Source organism: Streptococcus sp. C300 (genome assembly GCF_000187645.1).
Classification (GTDB): domain Bacteria; phylum Bacillota; class Bacilli; order Lactobacillales; family Streptococcaceae; genus Streptococcus; species Streptococcus oralis_CQ.
On the sequence record NZ_GL732466.1, the window covers coordinates 494,423 to 496,888 of the forward strand.

A 2,466-nucleotide genomic window follows, 5' to 3' on the forward strand; every position below is an offset into this window, starting at 1 on the left:
GTGACTGGTCTTAACCTTCTCATAAACGTGCTCTGTGTCGCCGTTTGGAAGTTTCTTGGTCTCTACGAAGCGGTAACCTGGAATATCCTTCTTAGGTTGTTCACCGTCTTCGCTTGGATAACCTGGAATTTCATTCCCTTCCTTATCCTTGTGACTAGTCTTAACCTTCTCATAAACGTGTTCTGTGTCGCCGTTTGGAAGTTTCTTAGTCTCTACGAAGCGGTAACCTGGAATATCTTTCTTAGGTTGTTCGCCGTCTTCGCTTGGATAACCTGGAATTTCATTCCCTTCCTTATCCTTATGACTGGTCTTAACCTTCTCATAAACGTGCTCTGTGTCGCCATTTGGAAGTTTCTTGGTCTCTACGAAGCGGTATCCTGGAATATCTTTCTTAGGTTGTTCGCCGTCTTCTGTTGGATAACCTGGAATTTCATTCCCTTCCTTATCCTTATGACTGGTCTTAACCTTCTCATAAACGTGGACCACATTGCCTTTTTCATCAACCTTAGTTTCAACAATTTTATATCCTGGAATATCTTTCTTAGGTTGCGAACCATCTTCACTTGGTGCTAGGATATTTCCTTTAGTATCAACAAATGAAGTATTCGGACGTACAGTAGGGATGTATTTAGCTGTAATTGGGGTTCCATTCTTATCAACACGTTTAACTGTTACTCCAGTTGCTCGACCTACAAATTCTGGCTCTGGTGTGAAAGTAACTTTTCCAGCTTCATCAATAGTATATGTACCCTCACCTGGTACCTTCTTCTCTGTTGTACCATCGTCAAAGGTCGGCTTAACTGTTTCATCAATTTCTACCGGAATTTCTTTACCATTGATTGTTACTTTTCCGCCTTCAAATGTTGGTGTTCCTGATTGAGGTTGTCCTTTCGGACCTTCTGATTCAGAATCTTTTGAAGTAGGTGTAACCGGGATAACAACTGGGGTATACTTAGCTGTAATTGGGGTTCCATTCTTATCAACACGCTTAACAGTCACACCTGTTGCTTGACCTGTAAATGTCTTCTCGGGAGTAAAGGTTACTTTTCCAGCTTCATCAATAGTATATGTACCTTCACCTGGAATTGTCTTCTCTGTTGTACCATCATCAAACGTTGGTTTGACTGTTTCATCAATTTCAACAGTTTTCTCAATACCATTAACTTTGACTTTTCCACCTTCAAATGTTGGTGTTCCTGATTGAGTTGCACCCTGAACATCTGTTGTAATAACATCCGAACTTGTTGGAGTTGCTGGTTTAACAACTGGAGTGTATTTAGCTTTTACAGGAGTTCCATTCTCATCTACACGTTGAACTTCTACGCCTGTTCCTTTTCCAGTAAATTGTGGTTCTGGCTTAAATTCTACCATACCATTATTTACAGTATAAGTTCCTTCGCCTGGAATGACAATTGGTTGATCTGTTGGTTTTCCTGTTTTTGGATCAATAAGTTCAAGACCCTTGGTTTCATCAATAGGAACAATTTTTTCCACTCCATTAACAGTAACCCTACCACCTAGGAATGTAGGCACTCCTTTTTGAGTTGCACCTTGAATGTCTTCTGTAACAGCATCAGTAGCTGTTGGAATTGCTGCCTTAACAACTGGAGTGTAGCTTGCTGTAACGGGGGTTCCATTCTTGTCTTCACGTAAAACTTCAACGCCTGATGCTTGACCTGTAAAGGTTTTTTCAGGAACAAAGGTTACTGTTCCGTCCGGTGCTACAGTATAAGTACCTTCACCCGGAATAGTGATAGAATCCACAACATTTCCAGTTTTAGAATCAATCAATTTAGCTGGAACAGTGTCATTCATCTCAACAGTAACTTCTTTTCCATTGACAACTGCAGTTCCACCTTGGAATTCTGGTTTTCCAGTTTGAATTGCACCTTGAACATCTTCAGAAGTCGCAGGAACTCCAATAGGATTTACTGGGATAATTTGTGGCGTGTAAGTTGTCGTCACTTTAGTTCCGTTTTCATCTTCTGCTTGCACAGTTGCTGGAGTAACCTTACCAGAATACAATTTATCCGTTGGACTAAAGGTTACCTTTCCAGTTGTTGGATCAATAGAAAATGTACCAATTTCAGTAGTCCCATCTTCAGCATAAGCTGGAGTTGTCTGACCTGCAGGAACTTCATTTCCTTCTTTATCAAGAAGTTTTACTGAACCTTGTTTAATTGGTGCAATTGCATCACCTTGAACAAACGTAGGAGTGCCTGTTTGTGTTGCTCCTTGAATATTTTCAGAAGTTGCTGGAGTTGCTGTTGGTGTAACTGGCGTAATCAATGGTGTGTAAGTTGTTTCAACCGAAATACCATTTTTATCTTTAGCCTGTACACGCACAGGTTGAACTTCACCACTATAAGTCTTATCAGTTGGGGTAAAGACTGCAACGGCTTGTCCACCAACTGTTTTCAGAGTATATGTACCAATAACATTTCCACTAGGGTCTTTAGCTGGAAC

Annotated in this window: 1 pseudogene; it reads right to left on the reverse strand. The window is 40.7% G+C overall.

The annotated features are described in order from the left end of the window. Positions 1-2,466, reverse strand: a pseudogene (locus tag HMPREF0849_RS10655) (YSIRK signal domain/LPXTG anchor domain surface protein); the annotation flags it as partial.